We start from the raw sequence: 20,815 nt of genomic DNA, 5'->3' as shown, positions 1-20,815 counted from the left end.
TGGTCTTCAAGGTTGAAACTTGTTCGACGATTTCGAATCCCTCGTGCGGCCGGACATCACTGTCCGCGAAGAGACGGCCATCCCCGGCATGCCGGGCGTCGCTTGAACTCGTCCCATAACGCGGGGGCCGAGGGACGGAAACACACCCTTATTCGCCGTTCGCGGGTTTCATATGTCTTTGAATCGTTTCAGTTGGTACGATTCAAATTACCTCTGAAGAAGGAGGGTGTCAAGGCGTTTCCCAAGGCAAGACGAGAAGACAGCGAGAACGGAAAGCATGTCCCAAACGGCCAGCATCAAAGACGTTGCCACCCACGCCAAGGTTGCCGTGGGTACCGTCTCGAATGTGCTGAATTATCCGGATCGGGTGTCGCAGAGGACCAAGGAACGCGTGCTGAATTCTATTGCGGAACTTGGTTTTGTGCGCAACGACGCCGCCCGCCAACTCCGTGCCGGCCAAAGCCGCACCATCGGCCTGATTGTGCTCGACGTGGGAAACCCCTTCTTCTCGTCCGTGGCCCGCGCAGCCGAAGACGCCGCTGCTGCGCTGGGGAGCGTCGTATTGGTGGGGGACAGCGGCCAGGATGCTTCGCGCGAGGCGCATTACATGGATCTCTTCCAGGAGCAGCGTGTGCAGGGGCTGCTCCTTTCCCCCGTGGGCGATGTCGCAGAACGGATCCGCACCCTCCGCGAACGCGGGGTGCCCACCGTGCTGTTGGACCAGTTGGCCGACGAAGACCATTGCAGTTCGGTGTCCGTTGATGATGAAGGGGGCGGTTACCTCGCCGCCAGGCACCTGCTGGACATTGGCCGGCGTCGTTTGGCATTCGTAGGAAGCCCTACCATCAGGCAGGTGGCGCACCGGCTCAAGGGGGCTCAGCGCGCCGTCGGCGAAGTTGAAGGCGCTGACATGGAGGTGCTCGACTCCGCCGGCCAAACGGTTCTGGCCGGACGGCAAGTGGGCAACGCCTTGGTGGAACGCGGTCCGGCGGGCCGCCCCGATGCTGTCTTTTGCTCCAACGATCTGCTTGCCTTGGGCGTCATGCAGTCCCTGGCCATGTTGAGGACAATCCGCATTCCGGAAGATGTCGCTTTGATCGGCTATGACGACATCGACTTTGCCATTTCCGCCGTCGTGCCTCTGTCCTCCATCCGGCAGCCCACCGAGGCACTAGGGCGGACCGCCATCGAACTTCTCAACGAGGAGCAGGAAAGCGGCGGCACCAAGCACCGCGCCGTCGTCTTCACGCCTGAATTGGTGGTCCGCGAAAGTACCGCAGGCTCGCGCAGCTGAAGTGCGGTCCGGTTGGACGGAATCACGAAGCGCGAAGGCCCAGTCAGGTACTTGACCGGCCCTAAAGGCCCGGTCCGTTTCGTCCGCCGGGCGATGCCCGGTCAGTGACCGGATACACAAAACTGCGCACCCTTGAAAACCCGACGCCTGCAACCGATGCGACCACTCGAACTAGCCTGAGTTCCTGGCGGCATTCGGCGGGTAGCTCGCAAGGAACGGTTGGTCTCGTCGACCCCTGGTCGTGCCGTTACGTGGACGATCGGATGATGAGCTGTGGTTCGAAGACCACGTGACGCTGTTCGGTATTGCCAGGGCCGTCGAACTGTTGCAGGAGCAAGTTAATGGCCGCCCGGCCGTAGGCTCTCGGAGAGGTATGGATCGTGCTGACGGGCACTGAGTTGGTGCTGCCAACTTCCAGATCGTCGTATCCTATGACGGCTACATCTTCGGGGACTCCCAGTCGACCATCGCGCAGTATCCCGTCCAGCAGACCGATCGCCAGAAGGTCGTTCGCGGCGAAGATTCCATCAGGCACTCTTTCCGGCCCCCGACTCAACAGCTTCTGCGCAACATTCCTACCTTCAGACAGTGTTCGCTCCTCAACAAGGACGATCTCCAGTGTCGCCTTCGGTGTCTCACTCACCGCTTGTGACGCGCCATGGAATCGGTCGCTGACCTGACGGATTTCGAGCGGCCCACCAACAAAGCAGATGCGTCTTTTTCCGCGCTCAATCAGATGCTTTACGGCGAGGTATCCACCGGCTCGATCGTCTACGGAGACAGAGGCCTGGAATGGTGACTCGGATTTCTGGCCAGTGAGTACAAATGGGATCCCGAAGCCCTGCAGCTTTTGGAGCTGAGGCTCCACATCTCCCTGAGAGGCGACGATGACACCGCGGACCTGCTGCGCTGCGAACAACTCCAAATATTGCCGTTCCCGCTCCTTGTTCCCTGCTGTGTTAGCTACAAGAACGTGAAACCCCGCCTCGGCGGCTAGTTTCTCAACCTCGTTGGCAACTTCGGAAAACCAGGCACTGCCAATCTCGATGGTCAAGTGACCGATAACAGTGCTGCTTCCGGCGCGCAACCGTCGCGCCGCGTCGCTGCGCACATACCCAAGGCTCTGGATGGCAGCCGAGACCCGGGCCCGCACCGGCTCGGACAGCTTGTGCGGAGCGTTGTAAAAGTTGGATACGGTGGTTTTTGATACTCCGGCGGCCGATGCCACATCCGTGATCGCCACTCTTCCCATCAACAACTCCTAGCCTTCATGCTCGCGTGGCCGTCGCACCGCCCGTACGCAATGTTGTCACAGCCTCACCTCTATGCCCTTGATCCGAGTGAGGCTAAACTCTTGTCATCCGCAAATTGAATCGATACACTTACCGTGGAAGTGCTTCAAACTGCAGTAGTAGTGAACCGATACACCAAATCACCTTGGATCCTGTGGATCCCCCTAATGCTCGAAGGCGAGTACATGGTTACAAAGACTCCCGCAGTGGCGGGCAAAATCTGGTTCCGGGCTGGGGTCGCCGGAATGGCGTCCTACCTGGATGCGGCTGCAATCGTCTCTACCGGAACGGCGCTGGTTCTGTTCAAAGGACCCCTTGGGCTCACGCCGATGTCGATTGGGTTGCTGTCTTCGCTGCTGACGATCTCCATCGCAGTGGGATCGATCGTGGGTGGCACTCTCGGGGACCGTTTCGGTCGTCGGCGCGTATTCACCTCAACGATGATCCTGCTCGTAATAGGCGCGGCAATCATGGCAACGGCATCCAGCGAATCGCTGCTCTATCTAGGGGTAGTGCTGCTCGGACTGGCCGCAGGCGCTGACTTGCCGGTGTCCCTGGCTCTGATTGCTGAGATCGCTCCCCAGGGTGCACGCGGCAAGCTTGTGGCGTTCAGCCAGGTCTTCTGGTATCTGGGCCTGATTGCAGCCCAGACCATGGGCCTGTTCGTTGGCGGCCTCGGCGAAACGGGCGCACGTCTACTCTACGCACACATCGTCCTCATGGCTGTTGTTGTGCTGTTGTTCCGGCTCCGGATCCCGGAGTCCCGTCAGTGGATCACTGCGCGGGACGAGCTTAAAGCCGACATCGGCGTGGTGCGAAAGACTCCTGGAGCCTTCCGCCAGCTCTTCAGGAAGCCCCTGTTGACTTCACTCGTCGCGCTCACGCTGTTCTACTCAACTTTTAACATCGCGGCCAACACCAAAGGCCAGTTTGGCATCTACATGTATGTCACCGTCGCTGGAACCAGCGTTCAGACAGCTTCCGCGATTTCGCTTGCGCTGCTTTTCGTCAGCATCGCGTTTGCCATCCTTTTCATTCGACTTGTTGATGGCCCGCACCGTCTCCGTTTGTTCATCTTGGGTATATTCTTCGCTGCGCTCCAATTCGCCATCCCGGCAACCTTGGGCGTGACCGTCTGGACATTGGCCTTCGGATACGCCTTCGGGACCATCGGACTTGCCTTCGCGTTCGAAGGAATCCTCAAGGTATGGACCCAGGAATCATTCCCGACTTTGCTCAGGAGCACCGCGCAGGGAACTATTGTCGCCGTCGCACGCGTCGTCGCTGCAGTTGCCGCCCTCTTCACCCCAAGCCTGCTCGCCGTGAGCCCCAACGCACTCCTTGCGGCCCTCTCAGGCCTCGTCATCATCGCCGGCGGGTTCGGTCTCTGGGCATCACGTCTGCCGAAAGCAGGACTTGCCGAAGTCGAGATCTCCACCGTGGACGAGACTGCCTACAGCAACCCCCAGAAGTAGCAGCTGCTCGTCCGAGCCGCACCAAAAGTCCTGAGCCCGCCACGTTCGAGAACATCACTTGGCGGGCCTCAGGCCGTTACAAACAGGAGAACCCCAATGGCACGCACCGACGCTGCAACCCTGACCGGAACCCCAGGGTACCTGCTGGAGAATTATCCATGGGCCCGTCAATGGCATGGGGAATGGATCGGCCCGCGGCCAGTGGCTTCCTCGAAGGACAGGATGGCGCGGGGTGCCCGCACCGCCCCTTTCTCACGACATCTCTACCGGTCAACCCTGACCATCGATTCCCTTCCCGAAACAGCTCCGCTTCGCCTAACCGCGGACTCCCGCTACGTCCTGTACGTCAACGGTGAAGAAGTCGGCCGGGGACCGGTCCGCTCCCAGCCAAGAAAACTGCACTACGACGCCTACGACGTCGCCAGCCTCCTCCGGGAAGGCAGCAACCAGGTAGTTGTGCTGGTTACCTACTACGGTGCAGCCAATTCCTTCTGGCAGCCAGCAGCAGGCACCGGAAACTTCGGTTCCGTTGGTGTCCTGGCCCTGGAAATGCAACTTGGCCAGTGCTGGTTCGTTAGCGGTGAAGACTGGGAGGTCCAACATGCGACAGCCTGGTCCGAACCACCCCGCAGGGGCTTCGCCGGAGGGGTTCCAGTCGAGGTCTTCGATGCCCGCCTCCTGGAACCCGAGTGGAAGGAGGGAACCGTCGGAAACTGGAGTGCAGCGCAGGTGCAGCCGGTCGTTCACCTCTCGGGCCTGGGAGCCACGAGACCGCCCACCGACCCCTTCGGGGCCCTGCTCCCCCGCCCAATAGGCGCCTGCGGCGGCGACGAAGTAGCACCTGTTGCCGCTTCTATGGGCAACAGCATGCCTCTGGCCACCATCGCAGAAGACCCCGTAGACAATGTACGGACCCTCTGGCACGACCTGACTTCCACCATGGCCGCGGTGCAACCCGGTGACGTGAGCTTTGCGGCGACCGGCCCGGTAACCCGCGCCGTTTCCTTCGACTTCGGCCGCATCGTTGCTGGTCACACAGCGTTCACGCTGCATGCGCCCGCCGGCACGACCATCGACATCCTTTACCGTGAAGCGCCCGACACCACACCCGAAGCAGCCGAACACCATGCACCAAGGACCGGCGCAAGATACATCGCGCGGGGCAGAGACGACACTTACGTTGCCCAAGACATCAATGGCCTCCGCTGGATCAACATGATCATCACCGTTCCGGAAGCAGGCACGGTCCGGCTGAGCGAACTCCGCGTTCGCGAGTACTTGTCCCAGCCCACAGGAAACTCATACTTCCGATCAAGTGACCCCGAACTGGACAAACTCTACTTAGCGGGCATCCGTACCGTGGCACTCAACTCACTGGATGCCTACGTTGACTGCCCCACCAGGGAACAGCGTTCGTGGGTCGGCGACGCCGTGGTACACCAGATGGTAAACCTCACCACCTCCGCGGACTGGCGGCTGCCGCATTGGTACATCGAACTCGCCAACTCACCCCGCCCGGACGGTATTCTGCCGATGAGCGTTGTCGGGGATCTGGAACACAGCCAAGGATTCACCATCCCGGAGTGGTCACTCTACTGGATCCACGGCCTGCACAACATCTACCGCTACAGCGCCGACCGAGACACGCTGACAGCGGCCGCTCCCACCGCCCGCCGCATTCTGGAATGGTTTGTTCCGTACCTGACAGACGGCGGGGTACTGGCCAACTTGCCCGAATGGACCCTGACTGATTGGTCAAGTATCTTCCTCAATGGCGAAAGCTCCATAGACACGGCTTTCTGGGCAGCAGAACTGCTCGAATATGCAGAAATCGCTGAGTTCCTTGGCAACGCCGGTGACGCGTCCTGGGCACAGGCCCAGCATGACAGGGTGCGCGGCGGTTATGAGGCCTTCTGGGACGAAAAACGCGGAACCTACATCGACCACATCGTGGACGGAGCGCCTCAACCCGCGGCGTCGCAAATCGCTGGAGCCCTCGCCATCATCAGCGGCCTTGTCCCTGCACACCGAACTCCCCGGATCATTGACTGGATAAGTAACCAAGCCCGTCAGGTCACCCGATCCTGGATCGGCGGCGACGGCACATACGATGAGGAGAAAATTGCCCGGCAGATCAAAGGCGACCGGCACGTTGACTGGAACCCTGAAACCCAGACAGTAGTAGCCCAACCGTTCGCATCCTTCCTCGTTCACGACGCCTACGCCAAAGCGCAACGGCCCGATCTCGTACTCAGCAGCATCCGCCGCTGGTCCACTTTCCTGCAGGACGGATGGGATACCTTCGGTGAATGCTGGGGCTGGGGAACACCAGCACACGGCTGGAGCTCAACACCCACACGCGACCTCATCCAACACATCGCCGGAGTAACCCCAGCCGAACCGGGATTTACCCACGCCAAAATCTCTCCCGCATACGGAACCATCGACCGCCTGGAAGCAAGAACGCCCACCCCCTACGGGAACATTGAGATCACGTTAAGCGGCAACAACGTCACCGTAAACAGTCCAATTCCGTTCACCCTCGTCGATGTCGATGGCAGAGCAACCAACTATCTGCCTGGACAGCTCTAAACCTCCGAGACAGTTTGTAGCAGGGCTTGGATTCCTTGAAAGATGGCCCGTGTCAACGTAACGCACATGGGTCGCGTTCTTTTCACAGCCACCAGTCGATGGTTCCAGAGGCATGTGCATCATCCGGCACGCTCTCTCTGATGACTAACGTCCAGCTGTCCCGGCGCAATCTTCGTTATCCAGCCCCAAGGTTCAACATGTGGAGGACCGCTCTTTAGAGAATAGGCAGGAACGGTTCGAAAGTCCGGAACGTAGGCAGGCCCCACCGCTCGCACCCTGCTAAGAGGAACGTCCCAGCTGGCGGGACGTCCATTATCGGCCCCTGGCAATCAGCCTGAAATGGCTGATTATTTTCTAATGTATCCGTTCTCATTCCGGTTTTCAGTTTTCGCATTCAGCGTGTCAGTTACTAATTAGCATGTCGGATGTCTTTCACGAGCCGGACTGCCGAGCCCCAAGACAAGCACTACGAATTGCCTTTGCAGTCCCCTCCACCATCGAATCTTGCGGCGTAAATCGCCATGTTCCCAATGTAGATCCAGCGAATGATCCCCAAGGGCCGCGCTTCCGGGGTATCCGACTGTTGATGCGGGCGCCAGAAGCACTTGAGGCACCGTGAGTCGGACTGTGGATGTGGATTCTCTGTATGACTGCACGGCATAGGGGTCTCAACAGAGGGGTTTTCCATGGCATGATCGATTTCGAAGGGCACAAGAAACGTTGGGCTGCCGCGTCCGTTCATTGGTACGCATATCAGCGCCGGGCATATTTTGCCCGCTCTCCGCCGCCCGTAGGAATAAGACGCAGGAGCCATCCATGGTGGACTTGAACCTCATCCGGGTATTTGCGGCCGTCATCGAGGAGGGGTCGGTCACGGCAGCGGCGGAGCGACTGAAGACGTCCCAGCCGTCCGTTACTCAAGGTTTGAACAGGTTGCGACGAGCATCGGGGAGCGACCTCTTCCAGCGTGAAGGGCGCGGAATCGTCCCCACCCGTGCCGGGCTGCAGTTGTATGAGGAGATCGGCGGCCTTCCGAAGGCCGCCGACGCGGCAATCGGCCGGCTCTCACGATTTGATCCTGCCACGTCGCGGACCACATTTCGTATTGCCTTAACTGATCTGGGCCAGACGGTGTTCCTTCCGACGCTGGTGTCCGGCCTCGCGGCGATCGCCCCCTATTGCAGCCTGGACGTCGTTAATCTGGACACCGAGATGGCAGGCGAGGGCCTTGTATCAGGACACCTTGACCTCGCCGTCTCGTCCACGCTACTTGGAGGGGCGTTGCGCACCTCGGTAATTCGCTGGGACCGTTACTGCTGTGTGGCAAAGCGCGGTCGCTTCGGAGATAGGACTCCAGCCCTCGAAGAATTGGTCTCGCTCCCCAGAGTGGTCGTGCGAGGGACGACCGGACACGCCCTCATGCAGTCCCTCCTGCCGCCTCCGGTGGCGGGTTCCGTTCATCTGTCGGGGTTCGCGGCCATCCCTGGGATCGTGGCAGCCTCGAACCTGGTTGCGTTCGTCCCGGAGGTGGTTACCGCGGAGTGGGCCGCCCGATGGGGCCTTGAGGTCAGACCGTTAAGGAGCGAAGAGTTCACAACCCCCGTTCGCGCCCACGCAGCCCTCGACCCTTCGTCATCGGCAACAGTCTGGTTTGTAGACTGGGCGATCGAAACGCTGCGCGCGGCCTAAACGGTGCTGGGGCGGGGCGCTACCCCAATCTTGAAGCAGGTGGACCCGCCTCCTCCCTGCATGCAAGTTCCCATAAGCGGTGCCTATGAAAATGGATGCGATTCTTTATTAGACCTACGTGATGGGTGTCACTTAGCCTGAATCTGTCCCCGCGGGAACCTCCCCTCCGGACATTGCGGACTCGGAAGCATCGCTGATCCGGGTCGAGAGTTTGTGGAATGGGCCGGCCCGTCCAAGCCGTTCTGGGCTGCCTCCGGGCCTTGCCCTAAATCATGCTGCTGGCAGTTTTTATCGAAAGAGGACCCGTGACAGCCAAGAAGACCGTTCTGGAATCGAGCCTGGATGTGCTTCGTTCCCACGGCGTGACTACCATCTTTGGAAACCCCGGATCCAACGAACTTCCGTTCCTTGCGGGCCTCGACGAAGACTTCGACTTTGTTCTAGGCCTGCATGAGCAGGTAGTCGTGGGCATGGCAGAGGGTTATGCACGTATTACAGGCAAACCTGCGCTGGTGAACATTCATGCAGCGTCGGGTTCCGGCAATGCAATGGGGGCTCTGACCAATGCCCATTACGGGCACATTCCAATGGTGATTCTGGCTGGACAGCAGGTCCGGCGCACCGTGGGTCAGGAAACGATGCTCGCCAGCGCAGATGCGGCCACACTTCCCATGCCGCTTGTGAAGTATTCCCATGAGCCCCTCGCCGCTGCTGATGTCCCACGGACCTTGGCCCAGGCAATTTTCGAGGCCTCCGCGCAGCCGCGTGGTCCGGTCTATGTCTCGGTGCCGCTTGACGACTGGGCTGAGATCGCCCTAGAGGACGACTTTCTGCTGAACGAACGCTCGGTGTCAGTTGCGGGGGGCCTGACGGACGCATTGGTGCATGAACTAATCTCCATCGTTGATGGGGCAAAGAGCCTTGCCCTTGTCGTCGGCCCCCAGGTTGACGCCGCTGCCGTAGAGGATTCCGCCGTCTTTGAGGCGGTCGTTTCCTTGGCGGAAAAGGTCGACGCTTCGGTTTATGTCGCGCCATCCCCGTCACGCTGTCCCTTTCCCACCACGCACCCCAATTTCGCCGGCGTCCTCGTTCCGGGTATCACCTCGGTGCGGGAGCGTCTGGCCAGCCACGACGTGGTGCTTGTCCTGGGGTCCGCGGTCTTCCGCTACCACCGTTGGGAACCAGGCAACTACCTGACGGCCGGGACACAGGTCATACACCTGACTCAGGATCCCCGTGAAGCAACACGGGCACCCTACGGGCGGGCGGCCGTCGTCGACATTGCCCACGCGGCAAGGACCCTGTCCGAACGTGTAAAGGACCGGGGACAGCGGCGCGGGCTACGCGGGTCGCGTACCCTGCCCGCGGCCAAAACTTCGTCAGATGGGATGACTGGTACTGAAATCCTCGAAGTACTGAACGCCCACAGCAAGACCAATGTGGCCTACGTAAATGAAACAACCACCTTGGATTTGGAATACCTCGGGCGAATCGCCATCGAGTGCCCCGGCATGTACCACTTCCCGGCATCGGGGGGTCTGGGCTTCGGCCTCCCGGCGGCTGTGGGGATGTCGCTGGGTGACCCGGAGAAGACTATTGTCGCAACGGTTGGTGATGGCTCGGCCAATTATGGGATAACCGCCCTGTACACCGCAGCCCAGCGGCAGACGCGAACCGTGTTCGTCATCGTCAACAACTCCAGTTACGGTGCCTTGGCGGCGTTCGCTCAGCGCATGGGCGTGCCCGATGTTCCTGGACTCCAACTGGGCAGGATCGATTTCGTCGCTATTGCTGAAGGTTATGGCGTGCCGGCTGAGAGAACCGAGACGCGCGAGGAATTCGAACTTGTCTATAAAAAGGCATTGGCAGGACGTGGCCCGTTTCTTATCGACGCACGGATCGTTGCTGACTAAGCATCGAATTCCCCTCACTATGAGTCACCTTCTAGAAAATGAAGGCAAGGAATCGCAATGACGCAATCCACCCCCGGCTCGGCAATGGCACGAGCCCCGTTGAACAAGTTTCATATATTCGCAGTACCCGGAGCCATCGCCACGCTCGCCTTCCTCCTTGTCATCGGGCCAGCACCAGCACCGGTCGCGAAAACACCCTTGCAGTCAACAACCACACCTTCAGCCGCCCTTAGGAGATAGAGCCATGACCAACCAGCTTGTCCAAGAACCCCTCACTTCGACCGCCTGGATCACAGGCCACCAGTTCATCGGCGGCCAATGGCGGGACGGCAGCTCCTCCACGGAGCTGAACGTCTCAAACCCGTACAGCGGCGACCGACTGGTCTCGATCCGGCAGGCGGACATCACGGATCTAAACGCCGCCTACACAGCCGCCGAGACTGCCCAGAAGACCTGGGCGGCCGCCAGCCCGGCTGACCGTCAGCAGGTCATGCTGAAAGCGGCACGAATCCTTGAAGAACGGCGCGAGGACATCATCGCCTGGCTTGTGGCTGAATCCGGCAGTACCGTCCTGAAGGCCAACATCGAACTGGGCGCTGCCATCGGAATCACCGTCGAATCCGCATCCTTCCCACACCGGGTGCAGGGACGGATTTTGGAATCCAATACCGTCGGCAAAGAGAACCGGGTCTACCGGCGTCCAGTGGGTGTTGTCGGTGTCATCAGCCCATGGAATTTCCCTCTACACCTGACCCAGCGCTCCATTGCCCCGGCCCTTGCCCTGGGAAACGCCGTCGTGGTTAAGCCAGCCAGCGACACCCCGGTAACCGGCGGACTGATTCTGGCCAAGGTCTTCGAAGAAGCAGGCTTGCCGGCAGGCGTCCTCAACGTCGTCATCGGTGCAGGTTCAGAAATCGGCGATGCGTTCGTCGAACACCCGGTTCCGTCGTTCATCTCGTTTACCGGCTCGACTCCGGTGGGACAAAATGTGGCACGTTTGGCTTCAAGCAACGGGCGCCTCAAGCATGTGGCATTGGAGCTCGGCGGCAACAGCCCCTTTGTCGTCCTGGCCGACGCCGACCTGGACCAAGCCGTCAGAGCCGCCGCGATGGGCAAGTTCCTGCACCAGGGACAGATCTGCATGGCCATCAACCGGATCATCGTCGAAGACGCCGTCCATGACGAATTCGTGGAGAAATTCGCCGCTCACGCGTGTTCCCTGCCTGTGGGGAACCCCGCCGACCCCGGCACGGTCATCGGACCGGTCATCAACGGCAAACAACTTCAGGGCCTGCGCGAAAAAATCCAGCTCGCCCGGGAACAGGGCGCCCGTGTAGTGCTCGATGGACAAGTCTCCGGCAATGTTCTGCCGCCGCACATCTTCGCCGACGTTACCCCGGACATGGAAATCGCACGCGAGGAGATCTTCGGGCCCTTGGTCGGTATCCTCCGCGCCCGGAATGAACAGCACGCGCTGCAGCTTGCCAATGACAGTAGCTTCGGTCTCTCAAGCGCCGTCTTTACCGGCAGTCCTGAACGCGGCGTCGCTTTCGCCCGGGGCATTAAGGCCGGGATGACCCACATCAACGACATCCCTGTCAACGACGAACCACACGTAGCCTTCGGCGGCGAGAAGAGCTCAGGTCTTGGCCGTTTCAACGGCGAATGGGCCATCGAGGAGTTCACGACCGACCACTGGGTCAGTGTCCAGAGCAGCCCCCGCCAGTATCCCTTCTAAACACGACACGACACCAGGGAATGAAAACCGGTTGATGTCCAGCCGCTCCCATTTGAACAGGAGGAACACATGACCGTCCGAGTTGCCGCAGTTCAAGCCGAACCTGTTTGGCTTGATGCGGAGGCGACCGTCCGCAAGACGGTTGATCTTATTGCGGAAGCCGCCGACAACGGCGCCGAGCTTGTTGCGTTTCCGGAAACCTGGATTCCAGGATACCCGGTCTTCCTTTGGAGCTATCCGGTCTATCTCCAGCAAGAGTTCGTGGCCCGCTATTACGCAAATTCAATTTCCGTCAACAGCGAACAGCTTGATCGCATTCGGGCGGCTGCCAGAGAAAATGCAATTACGGTAGTTGTGGGCTATAGCGAGAAATCTGCAGGCTCGCTTTATATGGCGCAATCCATTATTGGCCCGGACGGACGAATTCTACTGCACAGGCGCAAACTCAAGCCTACGCACGTGGAGCGGACTCTTTTCGGCGAAAGCGATGGCAGCGGAATCAAGGTGATCGACACCCCTCTGGGCCGGCTTGGAGCACTGAACTGTGCCGAGCACCTGCAGCCCCTGACAAAGTACGCGATGTACTCTCAAAGCGAGCAGATCCACGTTGCGGCCTGGCCCTGTCTGGGAATCCTCGCCAATGAACCCGCCCTAAGTCCCGAGTCAATCATGGCCGCCTGCCAGACCTACGCGCTCGAGGGCGGCACCTTTGTCATCACGACCTCGCAAATCATGAGCGACGAGGGCGCTCTGGCCTTCCCGGATACTCACGGTGGACCGACCCCGGTATACACCGGCGGGGGCGGCTTTGCACGGGTGTACGGGCCCAACTCGGCAAAAATGACCACGGATCTCGACCCGTCCCAGGAGGGCATCGTTTACGCCGACCTGGATTTGGCGTCCATCGTCCTTGCGAAGAACACCCTGGACCCTGCGGGTCACTACGCGCGGCCGGACGTGTTGCGTCTGGTGTTCAACAACAAGGCGGCAGTACCGGTAACCATGTTGGGAACCGGTCAGGCAGGCGCCGAGCCTCAGGATCCCGACGCGGTAGGCGACCGCGGGGAAGGACCGGAGACGGCCATGCGGGAATCATCCTCCCTCGGGGAACGCCGCGGCACGCTGAACGCCCCATCGCCCGACTCTTCCTCAACTTGAATTGCCAGCGGTACGTAGCTGTACAAGCCTCCAACCAGAGCGCTTTCGACCTAGCGGCTCGGGCCCCTCTTCCTGCCAAGGCAAAGGGCATACCCATCATCTGTGAATGCCCTTGCCTTGGACGACTGCCTATTCTCCTCCCCCGGCCCGGCTTTGTCAGGCAGGGCATCCAGGAGCACGCCACTAGTCATTGAATTGGCATCCCACCCATGCCGAGCCGATAACCCTTCGAAGAAATCAGAATAGAAATGACCAAGTCGACGCCTTTCAGCCAACCGGCCTCCGATCTGACCCGGGCCCCCGGCTGTGACCTAAGCGCCACGGCCACCGCTACCGCCGTGGCGAGCGGATCGATGGATCTTGAGCGGCACTTCAGGGAGTTGCAGGAGCGTTCGCTGCGACTGGCGCGCTACGAGGCCATGATGCAGCCTGTGTCAGCCCCCTCTCCCACCCATGAGGCCGGCCCTCTAACGGGAGTTCCGGTTGTAGTCAAGGACAATATCGATGTTGCAGGGCTGCCCACCACCGGAGGGACCCCTTCCCTGACGGACAATCTGGCGGAACGCCACGCCCCGCTGGTCGAACGCCTCGTCCACGCAGGCGCGGTGGTTGTCGGTAAGAACATAATGCACGAACTCGCTTTGGGCGGAACGTCGAACAATCCCACGTACGGGTACCCGAAAAACCCGTGGGACCGAAACCGAATGTGCGGGGGCAGCAGCGGCGGAACAGCCGCCGCCGTCGCTCTCGGCCTGGCTCCGGTAGGAATAGGGACGGACACCGGCGGGTCTGTCCGGATGCCTGCCGCCCTGTGTGGACTCTACGGCTTCCGCCCCTCACCGGACCGGTACCCCAAAGGCGGGATGCTCTCGCTGACACCGACACGGGACACGGCCGGTCCCGTGACCCGAACCATGGTCGACCTTCTCCTCGTGGATTCGGTGCTGGCGGCACGTCCCTTGATAGCAGGACACGGCGCAGCGCAGGATATGCGCATCGGCCTGAGCCCCTGCCACAGCCAAGACCTTCACCCCGATGTAGCCGAGAAGCATGCCCAGGAGCGCGCGACGCTGATCCGTCACGGCGTCACCTTCGTCGACGTCGATATCGACGACATCATCCACGACGCGGGACAAATAGCAACCGCCATCCTGTGGGGCGAAGCGGCAAATAGCCTCGAAAGCTACCTAGGCTCACGGACAGACCTCACGTTGCAGGACCTGGTCCGAAAGGTGGCCAGCCCGGACGTCAGGCATCTGTTGGTAACCGGGCTGGGTTCTGTAATGCCGGACCAGTATCAGGCTGCACTCCGGATCCGACAGCGGCTCCGCGACGAGCTGCGACGCCGACTCAACGAGCTTGGGGTTCAGGCCATCATGTTCCCCACCGTGCCTGTCGTGGCGCCGGCCATGGACCACGACAAAACCCTGGAACTAAACGGAAAAACCGTTCCGACGTTTTCCACCCTTATCCGCCATTCCGACCTGGGCGGAATCCTTGGCCTACCCGGCATCTCTGTTCCAGTCGGCACAGGGTCCCGCTCCGCCCTTCCTGTGGGCATGGAGTTCTCGTCCGCACCCGGCACCGACGAAGAACTCCTGGCACTCGTGGCCACCATAGTGCCTCACATATCCGAGGCCACCCCACCGAGCGGGCTGCCTGGCCTTGAACCCTTCATGGGGTAACGCGGGCTTCGCCTGCACCAAACGGTGGCGGTACGAAGAATGACCTTCACGCCGTCGTGTCACCTTCTCCCACCACCCACACCTTCCCCACACCCTAGGATCACAAATGACAACAGTTCCAGAACAGAAGAACGCTCCCACCCGTAGGCAACTACGCAACGTGCGTCTTGCAAGCGGCATCGGTTCGACCATCGAGTGGTACCTGTCCTTCGCTTACATCTCCGCCGCTGGCCTGATCTTCAGCAAGCAGTACTTCGGCGCCCTCGGGCCGGACGCGCTGATTGTCTCCCTCGGATCGGTCGCCGCCAGCTTCATCGCCAGTCCCCTGGGCAGCATCATCGCAGGACACTTCGGCGATCGCTATGGCCGGAAGGCAACCCTGATTGGCACGCTCGCTGTCATGGGCATCGCCAGCCTCGGAATGGGCCTGCTGCCCACCTACGCTGAGATCGGCATGGCCGCCCCCATCCTTCTGGTCGTCCTTCGTTTCGTCCAAGGCCTCAGCACCGGCGGTGAATGGGGAGGTGCAGCCCTCATGGCGGTGGAGTACGCTCCGGCCAAGAAACGCGGCTTCTATGGTGTCTTCTCGCAGGTCGGAACACCCGCGGGCTTCGTCCTGGCCACCGGAAGCTTTTTCATCGTGCAGGCACTGACAACCGCAGAACAGTTCGATGCGTTCGGCTGGAGGATCCCCTTCTTCATCAGCGTGGCCCTTGTCCTGGTCGGCCTGAAAATCAGGACCTCCATCGAGGAAACTCCCGCCTTCGCGGAAGTGAAGAAAGATCATAGCGAAGCGCGCATACCGCTCAAGGAAGCTTTCAATGGCTACACCCTGCATATGGCTCTCGGCGCAGGCGCTTTCATGGCGAACATTCTTGCCGGGCTGTTGCTCATCGGCTATTTCCTGCCCTACACCACGACCGGACTGAAGATGGATGCCGGCCCCGTACTCCTCATCCTGATGTTCGCGTCCCTGATCTGGATCGCAAGCACGTTCTGGGGTGGTGTTCTGGCCGACCGCATCGGGGCTAAAAAGGCCATGATGTACGGCTATATCCTCATCGGAGCCTGGGCTATTCCGATGTTCGTGCTGATCGACAGCAGGTCTCTCGTGAACTTTGCGATTGCGGTGTTCGTCCTTGCGGTCGGGCTCGGTGTCTCATACGGTCCGCAAAGTTCGCTCTTTGCGGCCCTCTTCCCGCCGCGCGTCCGCTACACCGCGGCTTCACTCCCCTACGCCGTGGGAGGCATCCTCGGAGGTGGCTTCGCACCCGCCATTGCGGAGGAACTACTCCAGACCACAGGGACGTCCCTGGCGATTGCCGTCTATGTCATGGTCTTCATGGCTCTGTCGATTGGTTGCCTTTTCGCCATCCGAAACCGCCATCTGCAGGGTTTCAACGCTCGCCATTACTCCGAAGCAGAAGCCGCAGTATCTCCCGCCCTGTAACGATCCTCGAGCCCGAAGCGGCACCGCAGGCGGGCAAGACACATCAACTTCGACAGGAAACATCATGACTGAACACCTCAGCACGACCGAAGACACGCACATCTGGCCACGAAGTGTCGTAGTAATAGGAGCCGCCGGCCTCATCGGCTCCGGTGTCGTCGAACGCCTCGCGGTTGAAGGCCTCGTCGATACCGTGTATATGACAGACCTGCGAGAGAACGTCTTGCAGGCCCACGCCATCGACGTCTCGGAAACACAGATCCTCACCGGAAACACGCGCACCCGACTCGTCGTCGGCCCACCCGCAGAGGGGTCTGGCGTCGACCTTGTCATCGTGGCAGCATCAGCCCCTGAAACGCCCGACGGCGACCGCCGGGATTTCCTCAGGGCCAATCTCGAACTGCTGCGGCTTCTCCTTCCCGACGTCGAGCGTCTGGCCGGCGAACAAGGCATCGTCATGCTGCTCTCGAACCCAGTGGACATTCTGGGAGAGGCATTGAGGCGACTTTCCGGAATCGGTCCCGACCGCATCGTCGGATACAGCCTTAACGACTCTGTCCGGTTCCGCGCCGCAGTGGGTCGCGAACTCGGCATCGCTCCGGAGCGCATAGAGGGAATCGTCCTCGGTGAACACGGCGATGGGCAAGTCCCGCTGTTCAGCGCCTTGACGCTGGATGGGAAGCCCCTCGAGCTCAAGTCCGAGCAACGTGCACGGATCACCGCAGACATCACCGGCTGGTTCTCCAGATGGTCGGCCCTCAAGCCCGGTCGCAGCAGTGGCTGGACCACTCCCCAAGGCGTCGCTCAGGTCGTGAAGGCAATGGGCACAGGAGCGATTCACCCGGCCACCGCGTGGACCGGCAGCATCGAAGGCCTTCCGGACAGCTTCGTGTCCATGCCTACCCGGTTCGAAAAAAATCGCTTCGTCCCGACACTAGGAACCCTCTCGGAGTCGGAAAGCGCAGCTTTGGCACAAGCCGCTAAGTCAGTCGAAGCCGCCGCAGAGCGAGCGCTGCACGATTTGCGCCTGAGTAAATGATCATTTTCTCTACGCTTCTTCCCTACGGAAAAGCGGTTGCCAAAGCGTCCCGGGATCTTGACCCTTAGCATGTCAGGACATTCCTGCCACGTCCTAGGTGTACTTCCCATGGACGTTGTGAACAGCGTGGCGTGATATCAAGGGGGAGGGCCTCCGGTATCGATTTGGGTTACCACACTCAAAGCTGGACCCTGCGCCGTGCCGCGGAGCGGAACCAATGCTCGCCGGCCACAGCCAAGAAATGAGTGGACCGGTACCGGGTCCTCGGAAAAGACGGCATGACTGACCTGTCGTCCCGGCCGAGCCGGAACCCGAACCGTACCCCTGCCCGCGCTGAGCGGCGGATTGTCGCGCTGCGCTTCACGCGCCGTTGGGGTCCTCACCGCATCGCCGCCCATCTGGGACTGGCCCGCTCCACCGTCGGCAAAGTCCTGACCCGCTACCGGATGCCGCGGCTGGCCTGTCTGGATCAGGCCACCGGCCTTCCGGTGCGCAAGGAAGCACGCCAAGAGTCATGATTGCCTTGGGGCATGGCGTCCTGGATGGACAGGCCCTTGCCGCCCTCGGCGTGGGCACCTTCCAGCTGGTTTCCGTTGGCAGCCTTTACCGATGCGCGGCTCATGCGGTTCTCTCCTGTTCGCTGCGAATTAGAGTTCGACGTCGAGCGCCGGGACGCCGTGCGCCACGTGCCCTTCGCCCACCGGTATGACGGCGGTGAGGTTCTTCGTGTTGGTAACCACCATGAGTGTCGTGGCGTCATAGCCCGCTTCCGCGATGCTTGCGCGGTCCGCGGTAGCCAGCAGCTGGCCGCCCTCGACGCGCTGGCCCCTGGTAACGGCCGCTTCAACGGGACCGAACATCACAGAGTAGTGCAGAGCGGCAAGGCCGGCGGCCATGAACGGGATGAACCCCCAGTGCCATCCGTCAACAGCCTGTCAACGCTCAGAAGCGTAAAAAGCTCTGACCTGCGGAAACACTGTGCCCGAGGTGGGACTCGAACCGGGCTCCAGCCCTGCAAGACCTGGGAAGGTCCTGGAAACATGCCGAATAGGGCTGCCCCGGTAGTGTCGGGGCTTGTGATTCGTTCATGGTTGGTTGCCTGTTATTGGGCCGCTAATGGGCGTGTGCGAGAGCTTGCGAAGGCGACCTCGGGAAGTGATGCGTTCAGATTCGCAAGCATGATTTCTTGCATGCAGTGTGATCACTCCGGCTCAGGTCACCCGATCGCCTGCTTTTCGGCGGCTGACGGCTGTCGCCGTGCCGCAAGGGTAGTGGCGATAAGCAAGAGGATCGACTTCGCCGCGATCAACACGATGAGGAGCGTAACGGCGGCGAGCACTGCAACGGTGATGGCCTGCCAGGCAAACGGTTCGAGTTGGCGCAGCCAGGTGATGCCGAGTGCGGCGACACTGGCCACGGGGAAGGTGAATGACCAGAAGCCGAGCGAGAACGGCAGTGCGCGGTAGCGCGGCAAGAGCATTATCTGGATTAGCACCATGAACGCCGTCATCGCCGACAAGCCCTCGAACAGGTGATTGGGCTGGCCGCCTGAGATCCGGAGCCATGCTGCTGCCGCGACGGCTGGGGGCGCGATCATGATCGCCAGCGTCGGAATGAGGGGGGCAGGCATAGCCGGTCGGAGCGCGAGCCGGAGAAAGAAGAACACGGAGATCACCAGCCAGAAGAAGATGCCGATCGCGAAGCTTCCAACTGCGAGCCAGTCGAGTCCCGTCTCAGCTGCGGTGAGTGCACCCACTAAGCCGGCTGCGCTGATGGGCAGGAAGTATCCGCCATGAACGGATTCCAGTGACATCTCCCCGCGCATCCAAAAGCCGAGGATCCATGCGGCGAACGCGGCTGCTGCAGCCATAGAGATGAACGTCAGCACGGTCCCCGCAATCGGGACCGTGCGGTACAGGCCCGCTCCGATCAGCATCGCGGCTATGGGAAGCAACGCCGCAAGCGGACCCTGAGCGAAGTGCCTGAGCTGATGCGAGAGAGAATGGTCGGTTCGTGTTCCGCGATGCACATGCACCGCGAGAGTCCAGACCCAGGAGATCGCGGCGATCAGCCAGAACGCCTGTCCTATTCCGGGCGGGAGGCCAAGCGCCGATGTCCCGAGGGTCCAGACTTGGGCGAGGCCGGCGAGTCCCAGGGGGATGGCGAGCGTGTTCAACGGGACGCGCGTGCGCACGCCCGTCGAAGAAGTGACGTGCGCTGAGAGGAATTGAGCAGGCAATGGAGTGCCTTCCTTATAGGGGGTGCAGGGCCCGGGATTGGTCGCATGAGGAGTTTTTGACCTTGAAGTACAATATCACCCGGGTTACGCTTTTTCTATGGGTAGACCGATGCAGTTCCAGGCCGATGAGGCAGTCGAGAGGGCGATGGACCTGTTCTGGCGTCAGGGGTACTCCGGAACGACGCCTCAGGAGTTGGCAAGTGAGCTGGGGATCGGCAAAGGCAGTCTCTACAACACGTTTGAGAGCAAACACGAGCTGTTCATGCGTGCCCTTCGGCGCTACAGCGAAACGCGACTCGAGTATCTGACGGGGCTGTTCTCCGCCCCTGGGCCGATCCGGCCGCGCCTCAAAGAGGCGATGACTGTCCTTGCCGGCGTGGGCAAGCACCAGCGGGGATGTGTCATGGTCAATGCCGCCGCGGAGCTCGGCGCCGCCAACAATGACGTGAACAGCATCGCGGACGATCTTTTCACGCGCATCCAAGAAGTGTTTCGGCAAGCAATCGCGCAGGGGCAGGAGTCCGGGGAATTCGACGTGGACCAGATTCCTGACACTGCGGCCAGCCAACTGCTGGCCTCCATGGTCGGGCTTAGCGTGCTCGTCAAGGCAGGTGGGCCATCGGAAAGGTTCCGGGCAGTCATCGACGGCAGCGTCGACGGCTTGTGAGGTCGGCGAGCGCCGACCATCAGATCCGGCAGGCGCCCCAGATCATCCCGGTCCTGTCAACAGTTCGATCCCGGCCACGCTGGCGACTTCCCGGTAGGCGTTCGCTCGGTCACGAGGCTCGCGCGTCTGTTCAAGCCGCTCGGATTCGGGACCACCCAGACTGGAACGCTGCCCAGTGGATCCGGCTGATGCCAGACCATCGCCTGAGGCCGGGCGAAGGCAGTCCGGTAGGCCGTGATCCCCAATACCGCCACCACTGCCGGGGCGAGGTACCAGTCTGGTACCTCGGTCCGCTCCCATCGACAAGGCCGGACGACGCCGCCAATCGGGATTGGGCAGCGTGGGTGCGGCCGCTGCGCGCAGGAACTTCAAATTCGATTATGAGAATGAAAAGCTGAGCCCGCCCACTGCAAAGAATGCGCCCATGAGCATGTATTTGGACCCCAAGGCTTTGATCGTGGGAACATCGGCAAACGTAAACCCTTCAGGCCTGATTCCGTGGCCCTCTATGTAAATCCTGGACCACATGCTTGCTGTGCCGGCCACAAAACGAGCACCGGGCTTCGGCTCCTAACAGCCCCCAG

General features: G+C 61.0%; 14 protein-coding genes and 2 pseudogenes. 13 read left to right on the top strand and 3 right to left on the bottom strand.

Annotated features, from left to right (window positions below; genetic code table 11):
• Window positions 1-277: 277 nt before the first annotated feature.
• On the top strand, window positions 278-1,294 hold the full coding sequence (locus tag DWV11_RS04120) for a LacI family DNA-binding transcriptional regulator (protein WP_115787623.1): 1,017 nt from the start codon (window positions 278-280) through the stop codon (window positions 1,292-1,294).
• 247 nt (window positions 1,295-1,541) lie between these two features.
• Here the strand turns inward: DWV11_RS04120 and DWV11_RS04115 are convergent, their stop codons facing one another.
• Window positions 1,542-2,546 carry a LacI family DNA-binding transcriptional regulator gene (locus DWV11_RS04115; protein ID WP_115787622.1) on the bottom strand — a complete coding sequence of 335 codons (1,005 nt, stop codon included), beginning with the start codon at window positions 2,544-2,546 and terminating at the stop codon, window positions 1,542-1,544.
• A gap of 246 nt (window positions 2,547-2,792) precedes the next feature.
• Between DWV11_RS04115 and DWV11_RS04110 the strand changes: the two genes are divergently transcribed.
• From DWV11_RS04110 to DWV11_RS04065, 11 genes and pseudogenes are all read left to right on the top strand, one after another.
• The gene (locus DWV11_RS04110; protein WP_168404564.1) at window positions 2,793-4,061 is read left to right on the top strand and encodes an MFS transporter; all 1,269 of its coding nucleotides are present in this window, start codon (window positions 2,793-2,795) and stop codon (window positions 4,059-4,061) included.
• A 96-nt stretch (window positions 4,062-4,157) separates the two neighbouring features.
• Window positions 4,158-4,733: pseudogene (locus DWV11_RS20630) on the top strand (alpha-L-rhamnosidase N-terminal domain-containing protein); the annotation flags it as partial.
• Between the two features lie 195 nt (window positions 4,734-4,928).
• On the top strand, window positions 4,929-6,653 hold the full coding sequence (locus DWV11_RS04105) for a family 78 glycoside hydrolase catalytic domain (RefSeq protein WP_245953421.1): 1,725 nt from the start codon (window positions 4,929-4,931) through the stop codon (window positions 6,651-6,653).
• An 816-nt stretch (window positions 6,654-7,469) separates the two neighbouring features.
• Window positions 7,470-8,342, top strand: a complete 873-nt coding sequence (locus tag DWV11_RS04100; RefSeq protein ID WP_115787619.1) for a LysR family transcriptional regulator — start codon at window positions 7,470-7,472, stop codon at window positions 8,340-8,342.
• A gap of 305 nt (window positions 8,343-8,647) precedes the next feature.
• Window positions 8,648-10,255 carry a benzoylformate decarboxylase gene (mdlC, locus tag DWV11_RS04095; RefSeq protein ID WP_245953420.1) on the top strand — a complete coding sequence of 536 codons (1,608 nt, stop codon included), beginning with the start codon at window positions 8,648-8,650 and terminating at the stop codon, window positions 10,253-10,255.
• 244 nt (window positions 10,256-10,499) lie between these two features.
• A complete protein-coding gene (locus DWV11_RS04090) occupies window positions 10,500-11,993 on the top strand; it encodes an aldehyde dehydrogenase family protein (RefSeq protein ID WP_115787617.1) in 1,494 nt (497 codons plus the stop codon).
• 69 nt (window positions 11,994-12,062) lie between these two features.
• Window positions 12,063-13,151 (top strand): carbon-nitrogen hydrolase family protein, encoded by a 1,089-nt coding sequence (locus DWV11_RS04085; protein WP_115787616.1) that lies wholly within the window; start codon window positions 12,063-12,065, stop codon window positions 13,149-13,151.
• 248 nt (window positions 13,152-13,399) lie between these two features.
• Entirely contained in the window at window positions 13,400-14,836 is a 1,437-nt protein-coding gene (locus DWV11_RS04080; protein ID WP_115787615.1) for an amidase family protein, read from the top strand.
• A 106-nt stretch (window positions 14,837-14,942) separates the two neighbouring features.
• Window positions 14,943-16,286 (top strand): MFS transporter, encoded by a 1,344-nt coding sequence (locus tag DWV11_RS04075; RefSeq protein WP_115787614.1) that lies wholly within the window; start codon window positions 14,943-14,945, stop codon window positions 16,284-16,286.
• 64 nt (window positions 16,287-16,350) lie between these two features.
• A complete protein-coding gene (locus DWV11_RS04070) occupies window positions 16,351-17,325 on the top strand; it encodes a lactate/malate family dehydrogenase (protein ID WP_168404562.1) in 975 nt (324 codons plus the stop codon).
• Window positions 17,326-17,504: 179 nt separating this feature from the next.
• Window positions 17,505-17,822: pseudogene (locus DWV11_RS04065) on the top strand (helix-turn-helix domain-containing protein); the annotation flags it as partial.
• A gap of 150 nt (window positions 17,823-17,972) precedes the next feature.
• Here DWV11_RS04065 and DWV11_RS04060 read toward each other — a convergent pair.
• Window positions 17,973-18,221, bottom strand: a complete 249-nt coding sequence (locus tag DWV11_RS04060) for a PTS glucose transporter subunit IIA (RefSeq protein ID WP_115787612.1) — start codon at window positions 18,219-18,221, stop codon at window positions 17,973-17,975.
• Window positions 18,222-18,541: 320 nt separating this feature from the next.
• Window positions 18,542-19,564 (bottom strand): SLAC1 family transporter, encoded by a 1,023-nt coding sequence (locus DWV11_RS04055; RefSeq protein ID WP_210725666.1) that lies wholly within the window; start codon window positions 19,562-19,564, stop codon window positions 18,542-18,544.
• A gap of 109 nt (window positions 19,565-19,673) precedes the next feature.
• Here DWV11_RS04055 and DWV11_RS04050 point away from each other — a divergent pair, with 109 nt between their 5' ends.
• Window positions 19,674-20,231, top strand: a complete 558-nt coding sequence (locus DWV11_RS04050) for a TetR/AcrR family transcriptional regulator (protein WP_168404560.1) — start codon at window positions 19,674-19,676, stop codon at window positions 20,229-20,231.
• Window positions 20,232-20,815 lie beyond the last annotated feature (584 nt).

This window comes from Arthrobacter silvisoli (assembly GCF_003369445.1).
GTDB lineage: Bacteria > Actinomycetota > Actinomycetes > Actinomycetales > Micrococcaceae > Arthrobacter > Arthrobacter silvisoli.
Note: the sequence above shows the minus strand (reverse complement) of the source record. Positions and strands in the feature narration are given on the sequence as shown.